The sequence below is a fragment of the Haemophilus sp. SZY H36 genome, assembly GCF_018829625.1.
GTDB classification, from domain to species: domain Bacteria; phylum Pseudomonadota; class Gammaproteobacteria; order Enterobacterales; family Pasteurellaceae; genus Haemophilus; species Haemophilus haemolyticus_K.
Genome location: NZ_JAHKKA010000001.1, coordinates 307,556 through 333,026 on the forward strand (window position 1 = coordinate 307,556; position 25,471 = coordinate 333,026).

The 25,471-nt window shown below is 37.7% G+C and carries 27 protein-coding genes and 1 pseudogene; 16 read left to right on the forward strand and 12 right to left on the reverse strand.

Going from position 1 to position 25,471, the window contains the following annotated elements:
• Positions 1-134 precede the first annotated feature (134 nt).
• The 7 genes from hybO (at position 135) to hybG (ending at position 6,630) form a co-directional block, all read left to right on the forward strand.
• Positions 135-1,280 carry a hydrogenase 2 small subunit gene (hybO, locus tag KP713_RS01270; protein ID WP_215769622.1) on the forward strand — a complete coding sequence of 382 codons (1,146 nt, stop codon included), beginning with the start codon at positions 135-137 and terminating at the stop codon, positions 1,278-1,280.
• A gap of 2 nt (positions 1,281-1,282) precedes the next feature.
• Positions 1,283-2,323 carry a hydrogenase 2 operon protein HybA gene (gene hybA / locus KP713_RS01275; RefSeq protein WP_215769623.1) on the forward strand — a complete coding sequence of 347 codons (1,041 nt, stop codon included), beginning with the start codon at positions 1,283-1,285 and terminating at the stop codon, positions 2,321-2,323.
• Positions 2,316-3,542 (forward strand): Ni/Fe-hydrogenase cytochrome b subunit, encoded by a 1,227-nt coding sequence (gene hybB, locus KP713_RS01280; protein WP_005629305.1) that lies wholly within the window; start codon positions 2,316-2,318, stop codon positions 3,540-3,542. Before hybA ends, hybB begins: the two co-directional genes overlap by 8 nt.
• Positions 3,542-5,251, forward strand: coding sequence for a hydrogenase 2 large subunit (gene hybC / locus KP713_RS01285; protein ID WP_106013229.1), 1,710 nt, complete (start codon positions 3,542-3,544; stop codon positions 5,249-5,251). Before hybB ends, hybC begins: the two co-directional genes overlap by 1 nt.
• Positions 5,251-5,724, forward strand: coding sequence for a HyaD/HybD family hydrogenase maturation endopeptidase (locus tag KP713_RS01290; RefSeq protein WP_215769624.1), 474 nt, complete (start codon positions 5,251-5,253; stop codon positions 5,722-5,724). The genes hybC and KP713_RS01290 overlap by 1 nt, the downstream gene beginning before the upstream one ends.
• 91 nt (positions 5,725-5,815) lie before the next feature.
• Positions 5,816-6,325 (forward strand): hydrogenase-2 assembly chaperone, encoded by a 510-nt coding sequence (hybE, locus tag KP713_RS01295; protein WP_215769625.1) that lies wholly within the window; start codon positions 5,816-5,818, stop codon positions 6,323-6,325.
• A gap of 29 nt (positions 6,326-6,354) precedes the next feature.
• On the forward strand, positions 6,355-6,630 hold the full coding sequence (hybG, locus tag KP713_RS01300) for a hydrogenase maturation factor HybG (protein WP_215769626.1): 276 nt from the start codon (positions 6,355-6,357) through the stop codon (positions 6,628-6,630).
• Between the two features lie 84 nt (positions 6,631-6,714).
• Here hybG and fabA read toward each other — a convergent pair whose 3' ends face one another.
• Both fabA and KP713_RS01310 read right to left on the reverse strand, forming a co-directional pair.
• Complete coding sequence (gene fabA / locus KP713_RS01305) at positions 6,715-7,248, reverse strand: bifunctional 3-hydroxydecanoyl-ACP dehydratase/trans-2-decenoyl-ACP isomerase (RefSeq protein ID WP_048952668.1); 534 nt, start codon at positions 7,246-7,248, stop codon at positions 6,715-6,717.
• Positions 7,249-7,412: 164 nt separating this feature from the next.
• Positions 7,413-9,179: an AAA family ATPase gene (locus tag KP713_RS01310; protein WP_179855774.1), complete on the reverse strand. Its 1,767-nt coding sequence runs from the start codon at positions 9,177-9,179 to the stop codon at positions 7,413-7,415.
• 121 nt (positions 9,180-9,300) lie between these two features.
• Between KP713_RS01310 and matP the strand changes: the two genes are divergently transcribed.
• Complete coding sequence (gene matP / locus KP713_RS01315) at positions 9,301-9,747, forward strand: macrodomain Ter protein MatP (protein WP_048952670.1); 447 nt, start codon at positions 9,301-9,303, stop codon at positions 9,745-9,747.
• A gap of 65 nt (positions 9,748-9,812) precedes the next feature.
• Here the strand turns inward: matP and cspD are convergent, their stop codons facing one another.
• The 4 genes from cspD to KP713_RS01335 form a co-directional block, all read right to left on the reverse strand.
• A complete protein-coding gene (gene cspD / locus KP713_RS01320; RefSeq protein ID WP_048952671.1) occupies positions 9,813-10,031 on the reverse strand; it encodes a cold shock domain-containing protein CspD in 219 nt (72 codons plus the stop codon).
• Between the two features lie 149 nt (positions 10,032-10,180).
• Positions 10,181-10,333, reverse strand: coding sequence for a YoaH family protein (locus KP713_RS01325; protein WP_048952672.1), 153 nt, complete (start codon positions 10,331-10,333; stop codon positions 10,181-10,183).
• Positions 10,326-11,045, reverse strand: a complete 720-nt coding sequence (truC, locus tag KP713_RS01330) for a tRNA pseudouridine(65) synthase TruC (protein WP_048952690.1) — start codon at positions 11,043-11,045, stop codon at positions 10,326-10,328. The genes KP713_RS01325 and truC overlap by 8 nt, the downstream gene beginning before the upstream one ends.
• Positions 11,045-11,359 (reverse strand): YqcC family protein, encoded by a 315-nt coding sequence (locus tag KP713_RS01335; protein ID WP_048952673.1) that lies wholly within the window; start codon positions 11,357-11,359, stop codon positions 11,045-11,047. Before KP713_RS01335 ends, truC begins: the two co-directional genes overlap by 1 nt.
• 241 nt (positions 11,360-11,600) lie before the next feature.
• Here KP713_RS01335 and ytfE point away from each other — a divergent pair, with 241 nt between their 5' ends.
• The gene (gene ytfE, locus KP713_RS01340) at positions 11,601-12,272 is read left to right on the forward strand and encodes an iron-sulfur cluster repair protein YtfE (protein WP_065264783.1); all 672 of its coding nucleotides are present in this window, start codon (positions 11,601-11,603) and stop codon (positions 12,270-12,272) included.
• Between the two features lie 62 nt (positions 12,273-12,334).
• On the opposite strand, the gene KP713_RS01345 is transcribed toward ytfE, so the two are convergent.
• Positions 12,335-13,189 (reverse strand): OmpA family protein, encoded by an 855-nt coding sequence (locus KP713_RS01345; RefSeq protein ID WP_048952675.1) that lies wholly within the window; start codon positions 13,187-13,189, stop codon positions 12,335-12,337.
• Positions 13,190-13,380: 191 nt separating this feature from the next.
• A complete protein-coding gene (gene sohB / locus KP713_RS01350; RefSeq protein ID WP_065264782.1) occupies positions 13,381-14,442 on the reverse strand; it encodes a protease SohB in 1,062 nt (353 codons plus the stop codon).
• 118 nt (positions 14,443-14,560) lie between these two features.
• On the opposite strand from sohB, the gene asnS reads away from it, so the two are divergent.
• Both asnS and can read left to right on the forward strand, forming a co-directional pair.
• On the forward strand, positions 14,561-15,964 hold the full coding sequence (gene asnS / locus KP713_RS01355) for an asparagine--tRNA ligase (protein ID WP_140449917.1): 1,404 nt from the start codon (positions 14,561-14,563) through the stop codon (positions 15,962-15,964).
• A gap of 75 nt (positions 15,965-16,039) precedes the next feature.
• Positions 16,040-16,729 carry a carbonate dehydratase gene (can, locus tag KP713_RS01360; protein ID WP_215769627.1) on the forward strand — a complete coding sequence of 230 codons (690 nt, stop codon included), beginning with the start codon at positions 16,040-16,042 and terminating at the stop codon, positions 16,727-16,729.
• Between the two features lie 28 nt (positions 16,730-16,757).
• Here the strand turns inward: can and KP713_RS01365 are convergent, their stop codons facing one another.
• From KP713_RS01365 to KP713_RS01380, 4 genes are all read right to left on the reverse strand, one after another.
• Positions 16,758-18,701: an ABC transporter ATP-binding protein gene (locus tag KP713_RS01365; RefSeq protein WP_215767740.1), complete on the reverse strand. Its 1,944-nt coding sequence runs from the start codon at positions 18,699-18,701 to the stop codon at positions 16,758-16,760.
• 93 nt (positions 18,702-18,794) lie between these two features.
• Positions 18,795-20,180 (reverse strand): anti-phage deoxyguanosine triphosphatase, encoded by a 1,386-nt coding sequence (locus KP713_RS01370; RefSeq protein ID WP_502793465.1) that lies wholly within the window; start codon positions 20,178-20,180, stop codon positions 18,795-18,797.
• 92 nt (positions 20,181-20,272) lie between these two features.
• Positions 20,273-20,968, reverse strand: a complete 696-nt coding sequence (locus KP713_RS01375; protein ID WP_065264778.1) for a CidB/LrgB family autolysis modulator — start codon at positions 20,966-20,968, stop codon at positions 20,273-20,275.
• A gap of 20 nt (positions 20,969-20,988) precedes the next feature.
• The gene (locus tag KP713_RS01380; protein WP_048952682.1) at positions 20,989-21,420 is read right to left on the reverse strand and encodes a CidA/LrgA family protein; all 432 of its coding nucleotides are present in this window, start codon (positions 21,418-21,420) and stop codon (positions 20,989-20,991) included.
• Between the two features lie 318 nt (positions 21,421-21,738).
• Between KP713_RS01380 and KP713_RS01385 the strand changes: the two genes are divergently transcribed.
• From KP713_RS01385 to queF, 5 genes and pseudogenes are all read left to right on the forward strand, one after another.
• Positions 21,739-22,227 carry a thermonuclease family protein gene (locus tag KP713_RS01385; RefSeq protein ID WP_502793466.1) on the forward strand — a complete coding sequence of 163 codons (489 nt, stop codon included), beginning with the start codon at positions 21,739-21,741 and terminating at the stop codon, positions 22,225-22,227.
• Complete coding sequence (locus tag KP713_RS01390; protein WP_215769630.1) at positions 22,217-23,416, forward strand: cysteine desulfurase; 1,200 nt, start codon at positions 22,217-22,219, stop codon at positions 23,414-23,416. The genes KP713_RS01385 and KP713_RS01390 overlap by 11 nt, the downstream gene beginning before the upstream one ends.
• Positions 23,413-23,793 (forward strand): SufE family protein, encoded by a 381-nt coding sequence (locus KP713_RS01395; protein ID WP_215769631.1) that lies wholly within the window; start codon positions 23,413-23,415, stop codon positions 23,791-23,793. Before KP713_RS01390 ends, KP713_RS01395 begins: the two co-directional genes overlap by 4 nt.
• Positions 23,784-24,569, forward strand: a pseudogene (locus KP713_RS01400) (Zn-ribbon-containing protein). The gene KP713_RS01395 and the pseudogene KP713_RS01400 overlap by 10 nt, the downstream one beginning before the upstream one ends.
• Before the next feature lie 54 nt (positions 24,570-24,623).
• The gene (queF, locus tag KP713_RS01405; protein WP_215769632.1) at positions 24,624-25,463 is read left to right on the forward strand and encodes an NADPH-dependent 7-cyano-7-deazaguanine reductase QueF; all 840 of its coding nucleotides are present in this window, start codon (positions 24,624-24,626) and stop codon (positions 25,461-25,463) included.
• The last annotated feature ends 8 nt before the right edge of the window (positions 25,464-25,471 follow it).

A 25,471-nucleotide genomic window follows, 5' to 3' on the forward strand; every position in this document is an offset into this window, starting at 1 on the left:
TAACATTCCGTTCACAATCTGGACATATTTTTGCTATAAATTCTTCATTTCATGATTATGATCAAATTTTTTTTGAAGAAAACATTTATCATTGGCCAATTCCCACAATAAATGTGTGTCTTTGGAGTGATACTATGAATAATCCAGATGGCGTTTTTTCTGCGTTGGCAGATGTTTCTCGCCGAGATTTTATGAAATTATGTACCGCACTTGCGGCTACGATGGGGCTAAATTCTAAAGCAGGCGCTGAAATAACGGCAGCAATGACCAGCCCTGCACGCCCACCAGTGCTTTGGATTGGTGCGCAAGAATGTACTGGCTGTACCGAATCTTTACTGCGTGCAACCCACCCAACTGTTGAAAATCTCGTGCTCGATTTAATTTCCCTAGAATATCATGAGGTGCTTTCTGCCGCATTTGGTGAACAAGCGGAAGAAAATAAACATAATGCTATCCATAACTATTACGGCAAATATGTGCTTGTGGTGGATGGTTCCATTCCAATAAAAGACAGCGGTGTGTACTGCATGGTGGCAGGCAAACCAATTGTGGAACATATTCGTGAAGCCGCAAAAGGTGCTGCAGCCATTATTGCGATTGGATCCTGCTCATCTTGGGGCGGTGTTCCATCTTGCGGTGGCAACCCAACAGGTGCGGTCAGTCTTTCTGAAGTTTTACCAAAAGGCACACCAATTATTAACATTCCTGGTTGCCCTCCTAACCCACATAATTTCTTAGCAACCGTTGCCTATATCATCACTTATAAAAAATTACCAGCAATGGATAAATTAAATCGCCCATTGTTTGCTTATGACCGTCTAATCCATGAAAACTGTTATCGCCGACCGCACTTTGATGCAGGCCGTTTCGCAAAAGAATTTGGCGATTATGGTCATCGTCATGGTTGGTGTTTATATCATTTAGGCTGTAAAGGACCAGAAACTTACGGCAACTGCTCTACACTAGAATTCTGTGATGTTGGTGGCAATAACTGGCCTGTGGGTATCGGACATCCTTGCTATGGCTGTAACGATCAAGGTATCGGCTTTACCAAAGGCATTTTCCAATTAGCGAACGTCGAAAATCCAACGCCACGCGTGGAAAAACCAGATGTAAACAATGTTGAAGGCGAAGGTGCCTCAATGACGGCGATTGGCTTATTAGGCGGTGCTGCAGCCATTTTAGCAGGTGTCAGCGTGATGACCTTGAAAGAATTGAGCAAACAACATAAAGCGAACAAAGCTGCAGACAATCAAGCCAATCAAGATCAAGGACACTAAAGATGGATAGACGAAATTTCCTTAAAGCAGGTCTGCTGGGAACAGTCACATCAGGTCTGCCCGTTGCAAAAGCAGAAGCGGTGGAAAACCTTCCGCCCATTCCTGGCGCACTTGGGATGCTTTATGACTCCACACTTTGCGTTGGCTGTCAGGCTTGCGTTGCAGAATGTCAGCAAGTGAACAAAACACCTGTCAATCCAAAAGGTGAGCAAACTTGGGCAAACAATGACAAACTCACTCCGTTCACACGCAATGTGATTCAAGTATGGAGCGATGGCGACGGCAAAAATAAAGATAAAACAGAAAACGGTTATGCTTATGTTAAAAAACAATGCATGCACTGTGTTGATCCAAACTGCGTTTCTGTTTGCCCAGTACAGGCTTTAACCAAAGATCCTAAAACAGGTATTGTTAAATACGATCCTGATATTTGTACTGGTTGCCGTTATTGCATGGTGGGTTGCCCATTTGATGTGCCAAAATATGATTACGACAATCCATTTGGTCAAATCAGCAAATGTGAACTTTGTAACCAAAAAGGTGTGGAACGCGTAGATAAAGGTGAATTACCAGGTTGTTGTCATGTTTGTCCAACTGGGGCAATTATTTTTGGTACCCGTGAAGAACTTTTAGCGGAAGCAAAACGTCGTTTAAGTTTATTACGAGGCACTGAATATGACTATCCTCGCCAACATGTAAACAGTAAAGACACTTATCGCGCAACCGTGCCAGCCTATCAATATCGTATTTACGGTGAAAAAGAAGGGGGCGGGACACAAGTATTAGTATTAAGTGCGGTTCCGCAAGAAAATTTAGGTTTCCCTGAGTTAGATGATATTGCTACAGGTGCACGCGCAGCGCATTTACAACACTTCTTGTATCGCGGTTTGGCATTGCCACTGGTGGCGTTAGCTGGTTTAACAATGATGACTTATAAGAATATGCACGGCGATAAGATTCGTGAACGAATTGAAGCGCAAAAAGAAGCAATGCGCCAAGCGCGTAAAGAAATGGAAGAAGCGGAGGATGAACATCATGGGTAATCCACGTCCGGTGGGCGGTCGATTAGTTTCCGCCAGTATTCTCTTTTTTGCACCTTTAGCTGTAATTTGTATCTTATTAATTATCAAACGTTTGTTCTTAGGTATCGGTTCCGTCACCGCACTTAACGGCGGTTATCCTTGGGGCTTATGGATTTCCTTTGACTTACTTGTAGGTACAGGTTTTGCCTGTGGTGGTTGGGCATTAGCTTGGACAGTATATATTTTCAACAAAGGGAAATATCACCCTCTTGTGCGTCCCGCATTGCTTGCCAGCTTATTCGGCTATTCATTAGGTGGTCTTTCCATCACGATTGATATGGGACGTTACTGGCACTTGCCTTACTTCTATATTCCAGGTCAATTCAATACAAACTCGGTGTTATTTGAAACCGCATTTTGTATGACGATTTACATCATTGTCGTCACCCTTGAATTTGCGCCAGTTTGGCTCGGGTTCTTAGGATTGAAAAAATGGTTTAATAAGCTCAACAAAATTATGTTCTTTGTCATCGCACTTGGCGCACTATTGCCGATGATGCACCAATCATCTATGGGATCATTAATGATCGCCGCTGGTCATAAAGTTCATCAAGTATGGCAAAGCTATGAAGCATTACCAATCCTATCATTGCTTACAGCATTTATTATGGGCTTTTCTATCGTAATTTTTGAAGGTTCTTTAGTGCGTGCAGGTTTAGCAGGAAAAACACCTGATGAACGTTCACTCTTTACCCAGCTTGCGAAAGTGACAGCTGGATTAATCGCACTTTTCCTTGCTGTACGCTTTGGCGAATTGATTTACCATGACAAACTCCATTATGTATTCGGATTCGATAAACTTGGTAAATTTGAAGCTTGGATGTTTTGGATGGAAGTATGGTTAATGACATTACCATTACTCACTTTATTCCTTGGTGAGAAAAAATCTGATTCACGTTGGCTATTTATCTCAGCCTTGAGCATGTTACTCGGCGCAGCCCTATGGCGTTTAAATTATTCAATGATTATGTACGATCCAGGTAATGGCTATCGTTACTTCCCATCAGCAGAAGAATTACTAATTTCTATTGGTTTCGTTTCCATCGAAATTTGCGCCTATATTTTAATAATTCGTCTATTCCCTGTCTTACCAGTGTTGAAAGAAAAACATCATGAAGACTCGGAACAAATTATTGCCGAAAAAGCACAATTCAGTAAAAAAATGAGCGGAGCAGAATAATGACTGAAAAAAAACGTATCTCAATCGACCCTATCACACGCATTGAAGGCCATTTGCGTATCGATTGTGAAATTGAAAATGGCGTAGTAACAAACGCTTGGTCATCAGGTACAATGTGGCGTGGTATGGAAAATATCGTGAAAGGTTCAGATCCGCGTGATGCTTGGATGATTATGCAACGTATTTGTGGCGTTTGTACAACCGTTCACGCCATTATGAGTGTGCGTGCAGTAGAAGATGCTCTCGGGGCCAAAGTGCCAGTGAATGCACAATATATCCGCAATATGATTCTTTCTGCTCATAGTATGCACGACCATATCGTTCATTTTTATCAACTTTCTGCGATGGACTGGGTGGATATCACTGCGGCACTGAATGCTGATCCCGATAAAGCCGCAGAAATGCTTAAAGGTGTTTCAACATGGGGATTAAACAGTGCAAATGAATTTCGCAATGTACAAAATAAAATTAAATCTTTAGTTGAAAGCGGTCAGCTTGGTATTTTTGCCAATGGTTATTTCGGTCACCCTGCCATGAAATTACCGCCAGAAGTAAACTTAATTGCGGTGGCTCACTATTTGCAAGCACTTGAATGTCAGCGCGATTGTAACCGTATTGTGGCATTACTCGGCGGAAAAACACCGCACATTCAAAATTTAGCAATTGGCGGCGTAGCAAACCCAATCAACTTAGACTCTCAATCAGTATTAAACTTAGAACGTTTAATGTTTGTAAAATCCTGTATTGATCGTTTAAATGACTTTGTTACCCAAGTTTATCGTGTTGATGCGGCGATCATTGCGGCTTATTACCCTGAATGGCTCAATCTTGGTAAAACATCGGGCAACTACCTTTCTGTGCCTGAATATCCAATTGATGGCGATAATTCTAAATTTGTTCTAACGGGTGGCTATATTGAAAACTTCGATATTTCAACCTTCCGTCCAATTACCCAACAGAAAGATGAATTTGTTGTGAAAGGCATTAAAGAAAGTGGTAAACATGCTTGGTATGAAGACGATGAACCGCTTGAACCTTGGGCTGGCTTAACACGTCCGAAATATACAGGCTGGCAAGATGAAGGCAAATATTCATGGGTTAAAGCACCAAGTTTCTACGGAAAAGTTGTTGAAGTCGGCCCTCTTGCCTATTTAATGTGTAACTTGGCAAACCAAAATAAAGATACATTACATCACTTTAACCATATTAAAGGGCTGTATGAAAAACTGAGCGACAATACCTTATCCGTTGACCATTTACATTCAACCTTAGGGCGTATTATTGCTCGTACCGTACATTGTTGCGTGCTAAATAATATTCTTGAACAACAATGGAAATTACTTGTTGATAATATTGGCACAGGTGATACCGTTGCTTATCTCAAAACAGACATTCCACAAACTGGTGAGTTTAAAGGTGTTGGATTTGGTGAAGTACCTCGTGGCATGCTCTCTCACTGGGTTGTCGTTAAAAATGGCAAAATCGAAAATTATCAAGCCGTTGTCCCATCGACTTGGAATGCAGGCCCTCGTAACCAAAATGATGAAATGGGCCCTTATGAGCTTTCCATCATCGGTACACCCATAGCAGATCCGACAAAACCATTAGAAGTTGTGCGTACCATCCACTCTTTCGACCCTTGTATGTCATGTGCAGTGCATGTTGTGAACACAGAAAATGGTGAAGTCACACAAGTGAAGGTGCTCTAATGAGACCATTAATCTTAGGCGTTGGTAATATTTTACTCGGCGATGAAGGGGTGGGCGTACGAATCGCCCAAGCCCTAGAAAATCGCCCTGAAATTTTACCGCACTTTGATGTGGTTGACGGTGGCACTTGCGGCATGGAATTACTGGATGAAATGGCAAATCGTGAGCATATCATCATCATTGATGCTGTACTTGCTAATAAACAACCAGGAGAAATCATTGTGCTTTATGACGAGCAAGTGCCTGTGTTTTTCTCGCGTAAAATTTCACCACATCAACTTGGTATTTGTGATGTGCTTTCTGCGTTAAAATTAACGGATGAATTCCCTAAAAACCTATGCTTAATAGGGGTTCAACCAGAAACTTTTGAGCCACAAATTGCATTAAGTGAAACAATTCAAAAACAATTTCCAGAAATTTTTAAAACATTAGAAAACGTTTTGGAAGAGTATGGATTTCACGTTCAAATGTAGATGAGAAATAACAGATTTCACGCACGCCATAATTTGCTCTTATGGTATGCGTGAATTGTTGAAATTCCCCTAGCTGTAAATTTTAATAATTATGTATCGACACGAAAAAACACCAGAAAATACCACCGCACTTGAAGGAGTTATTCAAGGCTTCTCCGAAGAGCCATCTTCAATCTTCCAAAACGAAATGCGAAAAGTTGCAGAAGAAATGAAAGATCTTCCTTTCTATCGAAAAGGTATCAACTGCTATTGTCCCAAATTTGTACTTTTTGAAAACCAATGGATAGGTACGGTTGTGACACCTTGGATGTTGAGTATTGTCATTTTGCCAGGCAAAGATCAAGAATGGGAACCGCGCGAAATTGGCGATAAACTTTCAGTACAACTACCCTATAAAACCTTCACCTTCACAGTGAGTAGTTTAGAAAATATTCCACAATATCTTAGTTGCTCTCTTCATTCTCCGATTGATCCTGCAATGACAAATACTCAAGCAGTTCAACTCGCACAAGATTGCCTCAGAATGATTTTATCAATGCCAACAAAAGCAACAACTTTTGATCCAGATCGACGTAACTTATTCCGCGCGATAGTAAAATAAGCACAAATTTCAATAGGAGTGAAAGTATTATGTGTTTAGGTGTTCCAGGCCAAATTGTTAAGATTGGCAAAAGCGCTCTTCAACTTGCCACCGTGGATGTATGTGGCGTACAACGTGACGTGAATATTTCACTAGTCTGCACGGGAGATCCTGCCGATTTACTTGGCAAATGGGTTCTCGTTCATGTAGGCTTTGCAATGAGTGTTATTGATGAAGATGAAGCCAAGAAAACCCAAGAAGCTTTACTTGCAATGAGTCAACTAGAGCACGAAGTTGGGGATTTTTTAGGATTGAATCAAAAATAAAGATAACATACTGATCCGATGTAATTTATCTCATCGCTTAATCCTATAAGAGCAGGACAGGATATACCTGTCCGCTCTATAAAACTAAAATGCTGAAGTATCTTGAAATAAACCTACTTTTAAATCTGTAGCGGTATAAATGATACGTCCATCAACTTCAACTTCACCATCAGCCATACCCATCACAAGCTTACGATTAATAACACGTTTCATATTAATTCGATAGATCACTTTTTTAGCCGTTGGCAAAATCTGTCCAGTAAATTTTACTTCACCAACTCCTAATGCCCTACCTTTTCCTTTGCCACCAATCCAGCCTAAGTAGAATCCTACAAGTTGCCACATAGCATCTAACCCTAAACACCCAGGCATAACTGGATCACCAATAAAATGACAGCCAAAAAAAGGTAAATTAGGGGTAATATCAAGCTCTGCTTCAATATAGCCTTTACCAAATGCGCCTTTTTCTTCATTCATTTCGATAATTCTGTCCATCATTAACATCGTTGGTGCAGGCAATTGAGGCCCATCGTTACCAAATAACTCACCACGACCTGATGCAAGCAAATCATCATATGAATAACTGCTTTTTTTATTAGGTGTACAAGTGTTTTGCATTTTACCTTCCTATATACATGATAATTTCAGTACTATACTGATTAAGTATATTCTAGAAAGAATAAATAAATCTGTAAATAGCGAACACTTGTTAGCAGAACTAGTCGGATCAGTGCCGTTTAATTATAACTAAAAGAAAAGCGAACAAATGTTCGCTTTTTTAATTAAGATTTAAAAAAATCCCAAAATCCTTTTTTTTCAGAATCGAGCCGATTTTCAATCCTACGTTGAATTAAACGAGAAATAGGCATTGTTTTTTCTGAATATTCTTTATTTTCATCTAATAAATCACGTTCAAATAAGTACTCACAGGCTTGATAAATATCTTCTACTGGATAAATAAAAAATTCATTATTTTTTACCGCACTTTTAACTTCATCAGATAGGCTCAGTTGCTGTATAGTTGTCATAGGAATAATCACACCTTGCTTGCCTGTTAATCCACGACGCTGACAAATTGTGAAAAACCCTTCAATTTTATCATTTACACCGCCTACTGAATGAACCAAACCAAATTGATCGATAGAACCTGTAATCGCAATGTTTTGAGGTAGTGGTAAATCAGATAAAGCACTCACCAATACACAGAAAATTGCAAGCGATGCACTGTCACCATCAATTTCACCGTAAGACTGTTCAAACACCAATGATGCAGAAAAAGGCAATTGAGAAGGGAGATCAAGAATATTAGAAAGACAAGCTTGAGCAATCATCATACCTTTACTATGAATATTTCCTGCAAGCTCATTTTTTCTTTCAACATCAATAACTTCCCCTTCACCAAACTGGACAATACAACTAATACGTGAGGGTTCACCAAAACTCACCGGCGTGCCTGGATATTCAATCACTGAAAGCCCATTTATCTGTCCAACAATTTCCCCTTGGGTCTCTACATAGACTTGTTCATTTAAAATATCAGCATAAGTTTGCTCTTTCAAAAAGCCATATTGTATAGATTTTCTTTGAAAAACAGCTTCAAAATCATCCGCACTTAATATTGAATTACCCGTTAATGTCACTACATCTTGTAACATTTCTTTAAGTTTAAGAGGTGAAATATTAATGAGAAATCGATCTTCACTTTCTCGTACTAATAATTTATATAATTTATTGAGTGCAGAAAAATTCATTTCAACATTAAGTGTTTGTGCTATTTTATTCACATAACCAGCCCACATCTTTTGAGATTCAACTTCTGCCACTGAAATATAACTCTCAATTTCAGCATAATCAGCAAAAGAATATAATGATTCTTCTAACTCACCTAAAGTTGCCAATTCTGTGCGATTTCCAAGCACAATAACTTTCAAATTAAGCTTATAACTAGGCACATCGCAGGGCAAGTGTTTAAAAGGATGAGCTGAATACCAATCAAAAGTTTGTGTTTGTAAAATTTGCTTTAGTCGTAACCATAAGTCAAACTGAGATAATAGCATTGCTGCACTTAAAATTAATACTCCTCCATTTGCACGATGAACTAATCCAGGATTTAGTTGAATATCATGCGAACTAGGATGAACACGAAGAGAACCAAACAATTGAAATTGATCACAATAAAGTGCGTTCACCACCTCACCTAGCGTAGCAAAATTATCGTCTAGGGAATGGGCCATCTCTGTATAAACACGTGGAAAAGAAAAAGCGTCTCCTTGCTCAACAACATAATTTACGCCAAAAACCGATTGTTCACGATGATGATGCAACTTAGTAAAGGATTCCAATAACGAAGCATATTCAGCTTGATCATCAGCTTTAAGCATTAGCAAAAAACGACTAGGATGACGTAAAAATACAGATAGAGCCTGTTTAGCATTAGGTTGTAATGACCAAAAATCAACCGTCTCTGGTGGGAATTCAGTTATAGCTAGATCTGGTTGCAACGCTTGCCAATCCAAGGCTTGTTGAGGAAAAAATGAACTCACAGTCACTCTCTTTTTGAAAAAATTAGGGCTATTATCGCATATTTCATACGCTTGTAAAAATCTGCTAGAAAATTCATTTAAAAAGACTTACACTAGTCGAGTTACCACGTCACTGAATAGTTAAAACATGAAATATCAAAAACTTGAAAATCAAGAAGCTAATTGGAAATGGATTTACCTCATTCGAAAATACCGTGAAGGAGAAAATATTACATGTTATGAAGAACGCAGTCTACAAGAGGCAAAATCACAAGAATTATTAGCCTGTCAACATTATCCCGAAAAAATAGAAGCATGGATAAAAAACCATCTTTCTCCAGCACTTCCAATTAAATTAGATCAGGCTATTCGGGCGCGCCGTAAACGCTTTTTTAATGGTGAAAAACAGCATACAAAAAAGAAGTCTATTGATTTAGAATATGCTGTATGGCAACGTCTTTCAAGATATTCTCGCAAAATGAAAATGACATTATCAGAAACTATTACCTATATGATTGATGAACGAGAAAGTAAAGCACAATTTGAAAATCAAATGGCTGCAATGAAAAACAGCTTGAAGAATTTACTCAAATAAAAAAGACAAGCTGCAATTCTTGTCTTTTTACTTAGGACTAAATAGAGAAAATCAGAGCAATATAATTACTCCTGGTTATCCACTATAGGGATAATTTTCGTGGCATGAGAGCCTTTGTCTCCATGAATCACTTCAAATTGTACTTTTTGCCCTGCTTTTAAAGAGCGATACCCTTCCATTTCAATAACAGAATAATGAGCAAAAATATCGGCATCTACCCCCTCAGCGGAAATGAAACCAAATCCCTTTGCATTATTAAACCATTTCACTACACCAATTTCCATAAAAGACCTCTCTAGGCTTTGCCTATTAAAACAAAATACCAATAAGGCGATTGCCTTATCACCTCGTCTGGTTAATATGTTCAGTTATTTTATGAAATAATGCAATGAGAAATCTTCAAAAATGATAACTAGATCACAAAAAATTAGTTTTATGATGCCTTTTTATTATGATTATGTGCTTCTCGTATCGCCTTTGCTACAATTTGGATAGCCTCACCACTACTTACACCTTTAGCCATCAACGCTTGAATTTGTTCTACTGCTTTTTGTTGTTGTTCATGCGTTAAAATAATATCAAACATTCTCCCATCCTAATTTATTCATTAATTTTAACCATTGTTCATCTAAACCTGCAGTGAGCTTTATCTCTATTTGTGTTATAGGGTGAATAAATATTAATTCATAAGCATGCAAAAATAATCGTTGACAACCTGTATGAGTAGTTAATGCTCGATTCTGATGTAAATCGCCATATTGAGTATCCCCTAAAATTGGATGAAAAATATGTTTCATATGTCGCCGCAATTGATGTTTTCGCCCCGTATAAGGAATCAATTTCACTAAAGAATAACGTGCAGTTTGGTAACGTCCAACTGGATAAGGCATTTCTGCAGTTCTTATCCCTTCATATTTAGTTATGGCATCTTGAGGAGGTTTATCTTCTTGGGATAATTTATCTGCAATTTTATCTAACTGAATTTTTAATGGATAGTCAATGATGTCCCTTCCCTCTAAATATCCTCTTACGACGGCTAAATAAGATTTCTCCACACATCGCTGTTCAAATTGCTGACATAATATATTGGCAATTTCGCTATTTAATGCAAACAATAAGACACCTGATGTAGGACGATCGAGGCGATGAACAGGAAATACATGCTGACCAATTTGATCTCGTAAAGTTTGCATAACAAATTGTGTTTCGTGAGGATCAAGCCAGCTACGATGTACCATCATTCCTGCAGGTTTATTCACCGCAATCAATACATCATCTTGATATAGAATCTCTAATATCATTGATTTTTCAATAATTCTTCTAAGGCTATTAAAGGAGACAATAATTGTTCTAATTCATCAAACTCTTTCATTGCCTCTTCAATATAAGGGGAAATTGCAATCTGATTTGGCAATGGTGCACCACTTTCCAGCAATGCTAGCATACGTGGAATAAATACCCATTGTAACCATTCTTGAGCAGACATCGTATCAATGGAAAACGGTTCTTCACTGAGAAAAGCATCAGCTGCGGGAGGAATACTTTGCCATAATGACAAAGAATGCATAACATTTTGTAATTGCTGGATATACTTTTTTGTTTGATTACGCATAATAATTCCTCTAAAAAATATAATGCTTATTCTACAAAAAATCATATTATTTCGCAAAAACACTATAGTTTTAATCGTTAATCATCATCTTCCTTACTACTTAATCTCACTATTATGAAGTATTTTTCTTGATTTAAGTCATCATTTTATCAAGAAATGAATATAAACACTTTCCATCACGAAGAAAATATCCTACTATTTTAATAGGTTTTATTCTATTTCATTTAAGAAGGAGTGATTTATGTCTTTTGCCCAACAAAAACTTAGCGAATTAGCAGTTTCTATCCCGGGAGCAACAAAAATTTTTCGTGAATATGATTTAGATTTTTGTTGCGGTGGTTCTATCTTACTAGAAGTTGCCGCACAGCAAAAAAATCTTAATCTCTCTGAGATTGAAACGCGCTTAGCTCATTTACAACAAAGTAAATCAGAAAATAATGATAAAGATTGGAACGTTGCACATTATGACGAAATTATCGATCATATTATTACACGCTACCATAATCGCCATCGAGAGCAGCTACCTGAATTAATTACCTTGGCTCAAAAAGTTGAAAATGTACATGGTGATCGTGAAGATTGCCCAATTGGTGTAGCCGCACAACTAGAAAAAATTTACATAGAATTAAGTCAACATTTAATGAAAGAAGAACAAATTCTTTTCCCAATGATTAAGGCCAAAAATTATATGATGGCAGCTATGCCAATCCGTGTAATGGAAATGGAGCATGATGAAGCAGGGCAAGATGTAGAAGTCGTTAAATCTCTCACTAATCATTGTACAGCGCCTTCTGATGCTTGTTTTAGTTGGAAAGCTCTATACAGTGGGATTAATGAGTTTATTGATGACCTTATGCATCATATTCATTTAGAGAATAATATTTTATTCCCTAGAGTATTAAAAGAAAAATAATTTATGTAAAAAGGGCTAGATAAAATATCTAGCCCTATTTTTTAATGACGTAAATACCTAAATTATTTTTGGTATAAAGGAGCAGGTCCTTGAGTACCGCCATTAGATTGACTACCTTCCTGTAATTTTAATACAGAACCAGAAGCCGTCACTTCTACACGACGGTTAGGTCTTAAACACTCTCTTAACGCTTGTTTATCTGTTACATCATCACAAGCCTTAACTTGTGGATTTTTACCATATCCAACTGCGTTAATCTGAGCAACAACACCATCTTCTAATAAACGTGCTTTAACACGATTTGCACGACGTTGAGAAAGATTTAAGTTATAAGAATCTGAACCTAAACGGTCAGTATAACCTGCAACTTTAACATCTTTTGCACCAGTTGCCTTTAATTGATTTGCAACGTTATCAACGACTTCTTTACCACGCGCAGTTAAAGTATCTTTATCAAAATCAAATAAGAAATCACCGCTTAAACTGAATGCAGAATTACCGTTACAGCCATTAGGGAACCAAAAGAAAGATTGTGCATTATGGTTTTTATCAAATAACACTTTATACTGACAAACTTTGTGAACCCCATTTTCGCGATAATTAAATACATAATCCCATTCTTCTACGCCATATAAACCTTCAGCAAAATGAGGATCACCGATTAATTGACGAATTTGATCTTTATTTTGACCACGTTCGATCAAACGAACATTAGACCAATTTGGCCATGTACCAAATTGACTACCATCATGATTAAAACCTGATGTATCAATTTTTGGCCATACTAATTGTGGTACTTGCTCACCATTTACATCTTTATATTCAGGTGTACCAGCATCTGTTACTTTGCTTAAGTTACCACAAGCTGTCACAGTTGCGATTGCAACAGTAGATAATAAAATACGAGATAATTTCATTTGTTTTACCTTTTAATTTGTAAAATCCCTAAATTAAAGGGATAACTAAACTTTATAAATTTCAAAGAACAAAACTTTCAAAGTTTCGGCGCATATACTAATGGCAAAACTTTACCTTGTAAATAACAAATTACTTGATTTTGCCTAAATCAACCGTTTTTTTTGTAAAGATAATGTAAAGAAATTAAAGTTTATTGAATAAAATTATTTACCTTCTTCATCATATAACTATAAATAATATTCGCTAAACTTTCTTCTGCTTGGCGACCTAATTTTTTTATTAACGATTTTTTCAATCGATATTTTACCGCTAGAACTCGTTTTTCTTTCATCTTATCTAAAATCAAATCATCACTTGTAGTGATTTCATCAACTAATTTCAATTCTAGCGCTTGCGTCCCAAACCAATGCTCTCCTGTTGCTATTTTATCTATATCTAAGTGAGGACGGTTTTGTAAAACAAATTGTTTAAATAATTGATGTGTTTCTTCTAATTCTTGTTGGAATTTTTGTTTACCTTTTTCGGTATTTTCCCCCAACATTGTTACAGTTCGCTTAAACTCTCCAGCGGTCATTACATCTACATCCACATCATATTTTTTCAATAAACGATGAATATTAGGAATTTGTGCAACCACACCTATCGACCCAATGATAGCAAACGGAGCTGATACAATTTTATCAGCAATACAAGCCATCATATAACCTCCACTTGCTGCTACTTTATCCACCGCAATCGTTAACTTAATTCCTTTTTGTTTTAAACGAGCTAATTGAGATGCGGCAAACCCATAATCATGAACAATACCGCCAGGGCTTTCTAAACGTAGTAATACTTCGTCTTCTGGTTTTGCTACACTTAAGATTGCTGAAATTTCTTCTCTAAGTGCGGTTGTTTCTGACGCTGAAATATCACCATGAAAATCTAAGATATATACACACCCTTTCTTTTCGTCATCTACGGTTTCACCTTTTTTTAATTTCTCTTTACGTTTTTTGGCTTTTTGTTTTTCAGCTTTTTTCTCTGCTTTAGCTTGTTGTTTTAGCTCTTCTTCAGAAAAATTAAAATCGCGCAACACTCGAACTTGACTATCAAATTCTTCCAATAAATCCTTAATTTCCAGCTCGCCTACTTTCACTTTATTGTGCTGACGATGTGAAATAATTAAGCTCACAATGACTAAAATCACTAATAAAACCGTCAAAATTTCTAAAACAAAAATTCCATAGCCCGTTAAAATATCGTTTAACATTGTTTCTCCTCACGATGAATAATCCACCCCATTCTATACTTTTTTATGGAAAAAATTCCATACTCAGGTAGAATATCTCCATTTTTACGTAAAATTACATTTAGTTATAGAGGTTTATATGTCTAACGTAGCATCAATTGTTGATGTATTACAAGGGAAAGTGGCGATTGGTGAAACCGTCACTGTACGAGGTTGGGTACGTACCCGTCGCGATTCTAAAGCTGGCTTATCTTTCTTAGCGGTTTATGACGGTTCTTGCTTTGATCCAATTCAAGCGATTATTAATAACGATATTGAAAATTACGAAAGCGAAATTTTACGTTTAACAACAGGCTGTTCTGTGATTGTAACGGGTAAAGTTGTTGAATCGCCTGCAGAAGGACAAGCTGTTGAGTTACAAGCAGAAAAAGTAGAAGTGACAGGGTTTGTTGAAGATCCAGATACTTACCCAATGGCAGCAAAACGCCACTCTATTGAATATTTACGAGAAGTAGCTCACTTACGCCCTCGTACCAATATTATTGGTGCGGTCGCACGTGTTCGCCATTGTTTATCTCAAGCAATTCACCGTTTCTTCCATGAGCAAGGCTTCTACTGGGTGGCAACCCCATTAATTACTGCATCAGATACTGAAGGTGCGGGTGAAATGTTCCGTGTTTCTACACTTGATTTAGAAAATCTTCCGCGTGGTGAAAATGGAAAAGTTGATTTCAGCCAAGATTTCTTCGGTAAAGAATCATTTTTAACGGTTTCAGGTCAGTTAAACGGCGAAACCTATGCTTGTGCATTAAGCAAAATTTATACCTTCGGTCCAACATTCCGCGCAGAAAACTCAAATACCACCCGTCACTTAGCTGAGTTCTGGATGGTTGAACCAGAAGTAGCATTTGCAACGTTAGCGGATAACGCAAAACTTGCAGAAGATATGTTGAAATACGTATTCCGTGCAGTATTGTCTGAGCGTAAAGATGACTTACAATTCTTTGAAAAACACGTAGATAAAGATGTTATTACGCGTCTAGAAAACTTTGTAAACTCAGATTTTGCGCAAATTGACTATACTGACGCCATTGATGTGTTATTAAAATCTGGTAAGAAATTTGAATTCCCTGTTTCTTGGGGTATCGATCTTTCTTCTGAACACGAACGTTTCTTGGCGGAAGAATATTTTAAATCACCAGTTGTAGTGAAAAACTATCCAAAAGACATTAAAGCATTCTATATGCGTTTAAATGATGATGGAAAAACTGTAGCGGCAATGGACGTGTTAGCACCAGGAATTGGTGAAATCATCGGTGGTTCACAACGTGAAGAACGTTTAGACGTGCTTGATAAACGCATGGAAGAAATGGGATTAAATCCAGATGATTATTGGTGGTATCGAGATCTTCGTAAATACGGTAGCGTTCCACACTCTGGTTTTGGTCTTGGTTTTGAACGTTTAATCGTCTATGTAACTGGCGTGCAGAATATTCGTGATGTAATTCCATTCCCACGCGCGCCAAGAAATGCGAATTTCTAATTCAATTTAGATTTAATATTGACCGCACTTACGCCAAAGTGCGGTCAATTTTTTCAGAATTTTAAGGAAAGCAAAATGGATAAAATTAAACAACTCTTCGCCAACAATTACAGTTGGGCACAAAGAATGAAAGAAGAAAATTCGACTTACTTCCAAGAGCTGGCGGATCATCAAACGCCACATTACCTTTGGATTGGTTGCTCAGATAGCCGTGTACCCGCTGAGAAATTGACGAATCTTGAACCAGGTGAATTATTTGTTCATCGTAATGTTGCTAACCAAGTAATTCACACAGATTTTAATTGCCTTTCTGTTGTGCAATATGCCGTCGATGTACTTAAAATTGAACATATTATTATCTGTGGCCACACCAACTGCGGTGGTATTCATGCTGCTATGGCTGATAAAGATTTAGGGCTTATCAACAACTGGCTTCTTCATATTCGTGATATTTGGTTTAAACACGGTCATCTTCTCGGTAAACTTTCCCCAGAAAAACGAGCGGATATGTTGACTAAAATTAACGTAGCGGAACAGGTTTACAATCTTGGGCGCACTTCAATTGTAAAAAGTGCTTGGGAACGCGGACAAAAACTCTCATTGCACGGCTGGGTATATGATGTAAATGATGGATTTTTAGTGGATCAAGGCGTAATGGCAACCAGTAGAGAAACACTTGAAATTTCTTACCGTAACGCTATCTCACGCTTATCAACGCTTGATGAAGAAAGTATTTTGAAAAAAGATCATCTTGAAAATATCTAAAGAAAACGCCCTTTCGGGCGTTATTTTTTTAAGCTTTACCTTCAGCCAAATTTTTCTTTTCTTCCAATTCTTCCCAGCGTAAAAATGCTGTTTCTAATTCGGCTTCAGTATCCGCCAATGCTTTTAATTTAGCGTCGGTAATATCATGAGCCTGTTGGAAAAATGCTGGTTCGGCTATTTCAGCTTGAAGTTCAGTGATTTTATTTTCTAATTCTTCTAATAGTTGTGGAAGCTGTTCTAGCTCACGTTGTTCTTTATAAGAGAGTTTCACTGATTTCGGCTTAGAAGTGCGGTCATTTTTCACCGCACTTTCTTCTTTTAGCGCTTCAGTTTTCTTCGCTTTAGCCTGTTCTTCCACTGCTTTGCTTGCCCTGAAATTGGCTTGTTGCTGTTTAGCATCAAAGAATCCACCCACATACTTATTCAAATGCCCTTCACCTTCGAATAAATAGCATTCTGTCGCAGTATTATCGATAAATTGACGGTCATGACTCACAATTAATAATGTGCCTTGATAATCAGTCAAAATTTCTTCTAAAAGCTCCAATGTTTCTACATCGAGGTCATTGGTTGGTTCGTCAAGAATCAATAAATTGTTTGGTTTGAGCAACAATTTTGCAAGCAATAAACGATTTCGTTCTCCCCCCGATAAGGCTTTAACTGGAGTCATTGCACGTTTTGGCGGGAACAAGAAATCTTGTAAATACCCCAGTACATGGCGTTTTACACCATTAACTTCAATATCTTGTTTACCATCCGCCACATTATCCATTACGGTTTTTTCAGGATCTAAATCAGCACGATATTGGTCAAAATAAGCAATGTCTAATTTGGTACCACAACGAATTTTGCCTGATGTTGGCTGAATTTCCCCCAGCAATAATTTAATGAACGTGGTTTTCCCACAGCCATTTGGCCCAACAAGCGCAATTTTATCTCCACGTAAAATCGTTGTTGAAAAATCTTTTAACAAGGTTTTTCCTGCGATTTCATAGCTCACGTCTTCCATTTCAAAGACAATTTTGCCTGAACGGCTTGAGGTATCTAATTGTAATTTAGCTGTTCCCATTACGTCACGGCGTTGGCGGCGTTCCTCACGCATCGCTTTTAATGCTCGCACTCGTCCTTCATTTCTTGTACGGCGAGCCTTGATACCTTGGCGAATCCACACTTCTTCCTGTGCAAGACGTTTATCAAATAATTCATTCTGCAAGGCTTCAACGCGTAGATTTTCTTCTTTTGTGGTTAAATATAAATCGTAATTGCCCGGATAAGACACTAATTGACCGCGATCTAAATCCACAATCCGTGTTGCCATTTTGCGAATAAAAGAACGGTCATGGGAAATAAATACAATGCTACCTTGGAAATCCAGTAAGAAATTTTCTAACCATTCAATGGCTTCCACATCCAAGTGGTTGGTAGGTTCATCAAGTAATAATACGTCAGGATCGCACACCAATGTGCGTGCTAGTGCCGCTTTGCGTAACCAACCGCCCGAAAGTGCGGATAATTTTGTGTTTGGATTTAAGCCCAGTTTTAACAACACTTCATTGATTTTATTTTCAAATCTCCAGCCATCAGCGTGTTCTAATTTAGCCTGAACTTGCTCTAATTGACTTAAAATTTGATCACTGTAATTTTCTTCCAATTGAACAGAAATATGATGGTATTCTTTCAATAAATCCGTTAAATGCCCTACACCTTCCGCGACATAATCAAAAATATTACCTTGCGCATTGCGCGGTGGATCTTGCTCTAAACGAGAAACAACAAGATCTTTTTCGTATTGGATTTTGCCATCATCCATGAGCACATCGCCTGCGATGATTTTCAATAAAGTTGATTTACCTGCGCCGTTACGCCCAACTAAACAAACACGTTCATTCGGTTCGATATGTAGTTCTGCGTGATCTAACAAAGGTGCATCACTAAAGGAAAGATATCCATTGGTTAAACTAATTAATGCCACAACTGCCCCATAAAAATTCAGTGAAAATTAACCGCACTATTCTATACGGTTTGCATAAAAAATCCCATCAATTCGATGGGATTCTCTCTTAAATCAAAGTTGTTGATATACCCGCAATGCGTGTGCATCTGACATGCCTGCAATATAATCGCAAATAATCCGTTTCTTCCTTTCTTCTGGTGCATTACGCCAACGATTTGCAGTATTTCTTGGTAATAAACGCTCCGGATCAGATTCAAAAATCTGGAACATTTCAGTCAACATTCTCTGCCCTTTATATTCAATTCGTTGGGTATCCACATTACGGATAACATAATCCCAAACGAATTTTTTAAATACACCAAGTGCAGCAATCACTTCAGGTGGCAACTCTGCGTTATAACGTAACAAAGGTTCATCAAAATTTGCCGTTAATTTCCACCGCACATTGGTAATAAAAAAGTTCACCAATGCGCCAATAGCTTGTTTTCGCTCAAAATGTTTATCAGAGAAAAGTCGTTGGCTAATTGAATCAATATTTTCATGCAACCAAGCTGACGGAATTTGTTTTAATGCGAAATGTGCTGCTTGCCATTGATGAGGGTTTACCACGCCAGTCACAATCGCATCTTCTAAATCATGCACACCATAGGCAATATCATCCGCTAATTCCATAATGCTGCAATCCAGCGATTTAAACCGAGTATGTAAAGATTCAGCTGGATTTTCCCGAACTTTTTTAAATTGACAGAATAAAATACGGTCATTTTCAGAAAGATTTTCGAGCAACCAATTAAACATTTTTAAATCATCTCGGAAAATGCCTTTTCCTGGAATCCAATCGTGAATACGCACAAAACGAGGATCAATATTGCGAGAAAAATTAAGTTCTGCATATTGAGGCGAGGCCACATCTAACAACGCGGGATATTTCACTACACCCAATAGTGTTCGACGCGTTAGATTCATCCCTGCATTTTCAGTGTAAGGCTCAAGTTTCGTTAAAATTCTAAAGGTTTGTGCATTGCCTTCAAAACCGCCCTGCTCTGCCATCATATAATTTAATGCCGTTTCGCCACCATGCCCAAAAGGCGGATGTCCTATATCATGCGCAAAACACAAACTTTCAATAAGATCATTACTCGGCAATAAAGGTTTCAGCTGCTTTTGTAATTCATTTTTATCAATATTTAATGTTTGCGAAAGGCTTTCAAAGGTTTCTAAAAATTTAAGCTGTGCAACGAGACTACTGCCAATCTGTGCGACTTCCAAAGAATGAGTTAAACGAGTACGGTAAAAATCATTTTCACCAATCGCGTGTATTTGAGTTTTCGCTTGTAAGCAACGAAAGGCGGCAGAATGTAAAATTCGCCCCCGATCACGACGAAATGGTGGACGATTATCTTTTTCGCGTGGAGGATCGGGAAGAAAACGTTCTGTCCAAGAAGAATCAATGATAAGTGGTTTCATATCGCTTTGTTTTATTTCATTTTTCTGCATTATCTAATCATTTAGCACAAAAAACAACCGCACTTTATCTGGAACAAACAAAATCTAGAATAAATAAAGTGCGGTTGAATTTTTATTGATATTTAAACAAAGAAATAAATGAGCTTAAATACAAATGGGGCAAGAATAGAACTAATAATCCCACAAAGCACGAGAGAAATAGAACTATAACTTCCTGCTGTTGAGTTAGTTTCCATACAACTTACGGTACCAAGTGCATGAGAAACAGAACCAACGGAAAGTCCTATAGCTTCTTGATGTTTAATACCTAATTTTTTTAATACAAGGTAACCAAAAACAGAGCCTTGCAAACCTGCAACAACAACCCCTACGGCGGTAACAGCAGGAATTCCGCCTAAATGGCGAGAAACCTCCATCGCGATAGGCGTTGTAATAGATTTAGGTAAAACTGTTGCGACCATTTCAGGTGTTGCACCTAAAAGAAATGCTAAAAGTGCACCACTTAACATTGCTAAAAAAGAGGCAATGAAAACCGTTGAAAGAATGATTTTCCATTGTTTGGCAATTTGGCGAAGTTGCTCATAAAGCGGCAAAGCAAGAGCAACGATACTTAATGAAAGCAAATTGTTTATTGGTGCATTCCCAGCCATATAATCATCATATGGAATTTTACCTACAACTAAAATTACCACAAGAATCAATACGGTTAAGATAAATGAATTGAAAATGACTGATTTCCAACGTTTACTAATTTGTAATGCAAGCCAAAATCCGAAAATTGTTAAAAATGTATAAAGATAAATTGCGTACTGCTGCATAATTGACATCCAAATAAAGACTACATGTTTTCAGTTATTTGTTTCTCTTGAACTTGGCGACGTTTTATTACTTTTTTCCGTTTATGTGTAAAAGATTGGAGTTGATATAAATGATTGGCAAAAAAACCAATCACAACTAATGTAATACATGTGCTTACAATATTGGGAAGTAATAAAATATTAACCTGTTCTCTTAATAAATCAGAATATTTAATAATACCTACGCTTACAGGCACAAAAAGCACCGCCATAAAACGAATCAATAAGCTCGCGCCTAAATAAATCCAATCTAAATGAATTAATCGTGTCGTTAAACCTAAAAAGAGCAATAACAATCCCCAAATACTCCCAGGTACACCTACAGGTACATAATGTGCAATAAGATTTCCGAGATATAACATAATGTATAAAATGACCAAAGAACGGGCCAATAAAAACACCTTTTGAACCATATTCGACCTTTTCAACTTTTTTGATAATGTTTAAAAAAGATTTTACGCCTTTTAAGAGAAAATTGACCACCTATTTTTAAATAAAGTCGGGCGTAATCTGAAAAAAATGTGAGCTCGATCAAATTTTGATATCAAATTACAAAAAGTTAAACACAATCAAATCACCAGCTATTATTCATCAGGCTTAAGATTTGTTACAATGTTCCACCTTATTAACCATGAATCTTAAACAATCTGTCTCCACATTTATATCACCTATAAAATGGAATACTCTACACGCTTATTGGCACCAATAGCGCCAATTTACCAAGGTTAATGATGAAAAACTGCTTAATTTTAATTTCTTTACTTTTTTTAACCGTACTTTCCGCTTGCTCCAGTGAGAAAGGTAATTGTCGTGTTATGGGTATCAGCGATGGCGACACTTTAACTTGCCTTACAAAAGGCAATAAGCAAATCAAAGTGCGACTAGCCGAAATTGATGCGCCAGAGAAAAAACAAGCTTTTGGACAAAAATCTAAAAAAGCGTTATCTGATATGGTTTATCTTCGTGATGTACGCCTTTCTTTAAAAGGCCAAGATCGCTATCAACGCACATTGGCGATTGTTTATTATCAAGATAAAAATATTAATTTAGAAATGGTTAAACAAGGTATGGCATGGGCTTATAAGCAATATTCCCATGATCCGATTTATCTTCAAGCGCAAGAAAATACACAAGCCAAACGAATTGGTCTTTGGGCGGACAATAATCCAATTGAACCAAGTCAATGGCGCAGACAAGAGAAAAATCAATATGGATTTTGATTATCAAACGTTCCGTCAAGAATTTCCCTATTTCCAACGTGAAGATGCGGTTGTTTATTTAGATAACGCCGCCACCGCGTTGAAACCTCAAGTGTTAATTGATCGCACCGCTGAATTTTATGCTTCTGCGGGTTCAGTGCATCGTAGCCAATATGATGCGGCGCAAACGGCACAATATGAACAGGCTCGCACACAAGTTAAAGAATGGGTTAATGCTGAAGATAAACGAGCTGTTATTTGGACGTCGGGTACAACTCACGCAATAAACTTAGTGGCAAATGGATTGATGCCGCAATTAAACGCAGAAGATGAAATTCTGATTAGCCAAGCAGATCATCATGCTAATTTTGTCACTTGGCACGAAACGGCGAAAAAGTGCGGTGCAAAAATTCGAGTTTTACCAATTTTAGATAATTGGCTAATTGATGAAAATGCGCTTATTTCTGCCCTTTCTGAAAAAACAAAACTCGTTGCGCTGAATTTTGTTTCAAATGTCACGGGCACAGAACAGCCGATTAAACGCCTAATTCAACTTATTAGAAAACATAGTAATGCGTTGGTTTTAGTGGATGCAGCACAAGCGATTAGTCATATTAAAATCGATTTACAAGATTTAGATGCAGATTTCCTCGCATTTTCTGCCCATAAAATTTATGGCCCAAATGGGCTTGGCGTTTTAACAGGAAAATTGACCGCACTTTCTCAACTTCAACCACTCTTTTTCGGTGGGAAAATGGTTGATCGTGTATCAAATGATCGAATTACTTTTGCCGAATTGCCTTATCGTTTAGAAGCGGGCACACCCAATATTGCTGGGGTTATCGGATTTAATGCCATACTGGATTGGTTACAAAAATGGGATTTTACCGCAGCAGAACAGCACGCTATATCCTTGGCTGAATCCGTCAAAGTGCGGTTAAAATCTTACGAGAATTGCCGATTATTCAATTCTCCTCAACCAAGCACCGTCGCTTGCTTTGTATTTGACGGCATTGACTGTTCTGATCTTTCAACGCTCTTAAGCGAACAAAATATTGCGCTTCGTGTGGGCGAACATTGTGCCCAGCCTTATTTAGCACGCTTAGGCGAACGAACAACATTGCGCCTGTCTTTTGCCCCTTATAATACGCAGGAAGATGTAGAGGCATTTTTTACAGCTTTAGATAAAGCACTGGATTTATTACAATGATAGAACAATTAAAACAAGCTAAAAATTGGGAAGATCGCTATCGCCTGATTATTCAAGCTGGCAAAAATTTACCTCGCCCAAGCGATGATGAACTTGCTCAAATGCAACCCATTACTGGCTGCGAAGCACAAATGTGGTTTCAAATTATTCCTAAAAATGACCGCACTTTTCAATTCAAAGGGTTTAGCGAAGCCAGAATAATGAATGGCTTGCTTTGGATTTTATTCAATCAAATCAATGGCAAAACAGCAGATGAATTGAATACATTTGATATTACTGCATTTTTTAGCGAACTCGGCATTTCACAACGTTTAAGCGAAACGCGTTTAAACGGCTTAAACCAAATCGGACAGCAATTAAAAAATTTATGTATTTAATCGAAACCTATTTTCGCCTAACTGCCCTTGAAAATAACATTGAATTGCAAAGCCGTTTACTTAATGCAGTGATCGATCAATGGCGGTATAACGGGCAAATTATCGGACGTGAAATTCCTTTATACTTAGCAGAAGAAGATGGCGCACAAGGTTTTGCTATGCGTGTCATTTGCCCTGAGCAAGATAGTCTTTTCCCGCAAAATAATAACGCAGAAGTGAATCGTACATTACAAGAAGCCGAAAAGTGCGGCCTAATTTTTGATGGTTTTCAACTTGTGGGCGATGATTTCAATTCAGATCAAACGGCAGAAAATGCCTCGCCAGATTGGCAAGTGCTTTACACAACCCATTTACAAAGTTGATCGCCAATTCATAGCGGAGAAAATTTCGCACCAATCCCGTTGTATAAACAACTAAAAAATCAACCGCACTTAAGCCAAGATCTGATTAAATGGCAAGAAAATTGGCAAGCCTGCGATCAGCTACAAATGAATGGTGCGGTATTAGAACAACAATCTTTGGCAGAAATTTCTGAGTATCAAAGCACGCTTTCAAAACACGGACGCTATTTAGCACAAGAAATAGAAAAAGAAACGGGCATACCGACTTACTATTATTTATATCGTGTAGGTGGTCAATCTTTAGAATCTGAAAAATCCCGTTTCTGCCCTTCTTGTGGTGAAAACTGGGCGTTAAAAGACGCGATTTTTGATACCTTTCATTTTAAATGCGATACCTGTCGATTAGTTTCGAATATATCGTGGAATTTTTTGTAATTAATTTATAAAGTGTCGAAATTTGCAAAATTCGAACACCTAATCGGAGAAAAAATGAATTACCAAGACAACAGCTTAAAATCCTTAAAACTCGGTCAAAAAACAGAATACGCCTCTCAATATGACCGCACTTTATTACAGCCTGTGCCACGCGCGTTAAATCGTGATGGATTGGGCATTACTCAAAACCAGCCTTTTACCATTGGTGCCGATATTTGGACGGCTTATGAAATCTCGTGGCTCAACGAAAAAGGCTTACCGCAAGTAGCTATCGCAGATATTTATCTGGATTATCAAAGCCAAAATTTGATTGAGTCAAAAAGTTTTAAACTTTATTTAAATAGCTTCAACCAAAGCAAATTTGCCAACTTCAATGCCGTTCAACAAACTATGCAACGCGATTTAAGCGAATGTGCGCAAGGTGATGTAAAAGTGCGGTTAAATCCAGTGGCAGTTTACGATTCTCAAAAAATTGATCACTTACAAGGTGATTGCATTGATGAACAAGATATTGAAATTACCAGCTACGAATTTAACGCTGATTGGCTGAAAGATTGCGTATCTGATGAAATTGTCGAAGAAAAATTGGTCAGCCATTTATTGAAATCTAACTGCCTCATCACTAATCAACCAGACTGGGGTAGCTTGTATATTCACTATGTTGGTAAAAAAATCGATCACGAAAAATTATTACATTACGTTGTATCATTCCGTCAACACAATGAATTCCACGAACAATGTGTCGAACGTATTTTTTGCGATTTAATGTACTACGCCAAACCAGAAAAACTCACTGTTTACGCACGCTATACTCGCCGTGGTGGATTAGACATCAACCCATTCCGTTCCAATTTTGAGAATTTACCTGAAAACTTAAGATTAGCGAGACAGTAAAAAATGCG